This window comes from Longimonas sp. (genome assembly GCF_046498435.1).
Classification (GTDB): Bacteria; Bacteroidota; Rhodothermia; order Rhodothermales; family Salinibacteraceae; genus Longimonas.
The window spans coordinates 1-4,012 of record NZ_JAWOAR010000123.1; the positions used below are offsets into that span (position 1 = coordinate 1).

Sequence of the window (4,012 nt, forward strand, 5' to 3'; positions counted from 1 at the left end):
ATGCCGGTGGCCTAAAACTGTCTAAGAAACCGCATATCGTTTCGGAAAAACAACTGAATGTCGTCAATCCCGTACTTCAGCATGGCAATCCGTTCGATACCCATGCCAAAGGCGAAGCCGGACACACGTTCCGGGTCGTAATCCACGAACCCATAGACCTCGGGGTAACGCTGCGGCGCCGGGGCGAACGATGCTGCTGGACCAGGACGCGCTATGTGCTACGAAGAGGGCCGCATTTTCGGCACTGCCCCGGGTACTGACCAACACCTCGCCCGTAGCCGTCGCTATGGCCGACTCTGCAGACAGCGGGGCGCCCTCGTCCGAGCCAAACCGCCGGAACGGCTCGGGCGTCACCTGAAGCAAGCCGCCGCCGGACGAAAGCACCCACACGTTCCCCTGCCGGTCTTCGTACAGGCTTTCGAGCCACCGGGCGCCTTCGGGCCGGATACGCGCAACCGTCACATCTCCATCGAACACGGTAAGGGTCCCGTCGCTGATGATAGGCTCCGTCCAGACCCGCCCCGCCCGGTCAATGAGGTGTGCCGAGCGCGGGACGTCTGTCACAGGATACGCACCACGGTACGTCCCGTCGGCATCCGTAAGTTGGATGCGCATGTTCTGCATCTCTGCGAGCGATGCAGGATCTGCACCCACCGGACGGTGAAAGAGCGGGCCGTGCTGGGTCTGCTCGAACCCAAAGAGCCGCCAGCCCGCTACCGGCGTAAACCGCGCGCCATCCCACCGTGCCACGACCCCGCCGTGCCGGTGGAGGAACGACGCCGGCAGTCCCGGCGCATCTGTCGTGTCGAGATACGTCCATGGGGTGCCAGACGCATCCACGGCAAGCGGTGTCCAGACGGGACGCGTTTGCTGGTCGAGAACCTCCCAACCGGCAGGGCCGAAGCGCGCGAGATTCCGGCCGGTGCCCGATGCCCAGACCGTGCCGCCGCCGTCTTGCACAAGCCCTCCAATCCAGTCTATATCCGGAATGCGGTGGGCGGTCCACGTACCCGCACGCAGCCGGTACGTCCACCCCGACTTTCCCCCTACCCACAGGTCGCCGGAGGGCAAAACGTCGACGGCAACGAAGTCGTCGGTGTGGAAGGCGGGAACGGTTGCCGTGTTGAATCCGACAAAGCGGGCGCCGTCGAATCGGAACAGCCCCTGATCGGTGGCCACCCAGAGGTATCCGTCGGGCGTCTGGGCGACGTCGGAGGCGCGGCCCAGAAGACCATCGTCAATGGTCCAGTTTCGCATGCGAAACGAGGTAAACGCGACCGGAGGCGTACGCTGGGCATCTGCCGCTGTGCGCGCTTCGCCAGATAGCGGATCTTGGGATAGCGTATCTGATGCGATGACCGCCTGGCGGGCGAAGGACGCCGAACGACTGTAGGAACCGGCACCCGCTGCAAGCGCAAGCAGACCCATCGTGACGATGAGGAGACAGAGACCAAGAAGGAGTCGCCTCTTCTCCCAGCTGCGGAATGAGGCCGCGCGCTGGGCGGCTTCGGGAGCGTCTCCCTCTTCGTGTGCCATGGACTGCACGATTGGTGGTTGCTACGCAAATGGCTGGTAGCATTCACGATAGCCACAACGTGGTGTCGGAAGGCCGCACATCGGGAGCAAATGGTGCTCCGTATCGGGCGCAACCCGTTGGATCTCCAGAGTTCGCCGAAAACCATTCCGTAGCTTCATCACATCTCGCCCTGTCTTCGACTACGGGTAGGGCCTGGTGGAGGCTGTGAGCAGCTTTGTGCTGCCGAAGGTGATTTAATAAAATGTATAAACCGTATCATGGTGCGCCAGTTGCCTATCGTTCAGGAGAGGGTTCTTGCTTGGGACGCCGCAGCTTATATCCGCCGTAGCCAAGCCCGGCCAGAAGCAGGTAAACGAGGCCAGGGAGGGGGACAATCGGGGGGGCGTCGGGATCATCCGAGGGAGTCCCAATTCCGCCACCTGTATTGCAGCTATTACTCTCATTGTTGTTGCAATAAGTTGTCCCATCAGGGTTTACGCAGCACGTTCCGGTATTACCGCTATTCCCAACCTGGCAATCCGATGCATCACAGCATTCAACACCAGCAGGGCCCCCTTCGTCTTCCGGAGTACAACTGAGTGCTATAGGTCCTTTTCCTACCCGTTCAGCGGAATTTCTACTATTGCCACCACTGTTCCCACCATCAGAGTCATAGAAATCGCGAGCCCAGTCGGACTCGCCCCAGGAGCGGTCGTCCTGTTCAACGCCCCACGGGTCGCGGGTATTCCAGGGGTCATTGGTATTCCACGCGTCCCTTTCTTTGTCGTCTTGCTCGGGTGCGTCCCATATAGAACGCGTTTCTTCTTCCTGGTCGGGAGCCGCGTCAAAGGGACTCGTCCAAGTGCTCTGAGCAGCAGCCGACTGAGGGGTAGCAAAGCCAGCACTTCCCAACAGAACGACCATTAGGAATGCAACAATCCACAGGGGCAAACAACGAGTTGCGTGCCCCTGAAAGCGTCTGTGTTTGCTACTCTGCTCACGTAAGGTCGAGGTACAATGTAGCATTCGTGCGATACTTGTATGTGCAATTACCGATGTCTTCCGCTCACCAGCGGTTGTGGTTTCCGTGGCGTGATGTCCTTGCCTACTCGTTGCTTGCTCCAACTACGCGGTCCTCTGCATCATTTTGGAGATGTGTGTACGCTGCGCATCAGGTGCAGCGTAGCCTCTAACGATTCGACTTCTTTCACACAATGCGCTGTCATGCTTCCGCCATGCAGATTCACATCTGACATTTGCTTCGCTTGGAGCATCAGCCACGGGCTCCGCGTGCAATGTCGAACATTGAGCTTGTCTGATCGGCGCGCTTGCAAGGTGGGCACTCGTATGGATTCTCCACCCCTTCTTCGCTCTTGCTGTCGCGGCCCGACGTCGAAGCAGTTTGTCCGTTCTTTTTTGCATCCCCGACGTTTGCTGGCGACTCGCTCCCAACAAGTGTGTCATACCCGCTGACCATTTTGCCAAAGTTGATGGAGGATCTCGTGTCTTGTGCGGCCTCTTTCTCTTCGAGCGCAGTTGAGTAGGCCTCTTGCTGCGTACTCAGATTATCAAGGCAGGCTTTCGCACGCTGCAGCCGTGACTTCGCATCATTCAGGCTGCTGGATGTGTCAGTTGTTGAGTTAGCACCTTCATTGCCCGCCCCCTCCCTTGAAAAACCCGCTTTTGAAGAACCGTTGAGGCGTGCCTGCATCTGTCGTAGCTTGTCCATCGCTGTCTCTCGTGCCCCCTCTTCCTCTTCTGGCTCCGAGGCTGCCTGCGTCTCAGTCTGATCAGAGTGGGTAGAGCGCTCTACCACGCGAGCAAATGCTTCCTCAATCGAGCAATTTTCCTCGTAGGCATACTCCGCAATGCGCATCCAGGTACTCCGCGGGATGCGCACGGTGCGCTTCGAATGCACGACCGAGTTCTTTTCTCTCATCGACTCGCTTTCAGCAGGTGCGTAGGACGTCATGGCGGGGTCAGACTTTACGATATGCATATCGGTCCTGGCTTTTGATTGTATAGTTGTTCGTGTGAGAATACGTCTGCGTGCAAGCATCTGAAGAGCGGCCCCGCCCCTTGGGCCAGCTTGAGCAAGTATTCTCTCGCTGGAGACACCGTGTGTCTTGATTGCACTTGTTATCATAAGTAGATCACCTACACAGGTGCATGCATAGATCGCGCAACCTTGTATACAGATCAGCGATTTGCACAAATCTAGGGCTGGTTTGCATAGATCGTGCATCTTTTCTTGCAGATAATACCAGGTGCGAGACTTCGATGTACACGTTAGGTTGGAGGCCGCCCGGGATATCCGCACCCCAGGAGTACTCGGTCGCGGTGCTCCCAGCGCTTCGCTCCTGATCCCGGGCTAAGGATTTGCAGCCCATAGCCGGGTAACCTGTGCCGACCGCTGTCGGTACCGCTTGCGTCCCCGGCGACATTAAGGCGAGTTTCGTCGCTCACCGATTGCAAACACCTGTATGATGATTCAGC

At 58.5% G+C, this 4,012-nt stretch carries 1 protein-coding gene and 1 pseudogene; both read right to left on the reverse strand.

The genetic code is table 11. The annotated features are described in order from the left end of the window. Window positions 1-11: 11 nt before the first annotated feature. Window positions 12-164 (reverse strand): annotated as a pseudogene (locus tag R6U20_RS04815) (phenylalanine--tRNA ligase subunit alpha); the annotation flags it as partial. 2,625 nt (window positions 165-2,789) lie between these two features. Next, the gene (locus R6U20_RS04820) at window positions 2,790-3,515 is read right to left on the reverse strand and encodes a hypothetical protein (RefSeq protein ID WP_410336734.1); all 726 of its coding nucleotides are present in this window, start codon (window positions 3,513-3,515) and stop codon (window positions 2,790-2,792) included. Window positions 3,516-4,012: the final 497 nt, after the last annotated feature.

What these genes read in the sequence shown, in the direction of transcription:
- R6U20_RS04820 (WP_410336734.1), bottom strand. Translation starts at nt 3,515, where the DNA reads ATGCATATCGTAAAGTCTGACCCCGCCATGACGTCCTACGCACCTGCT.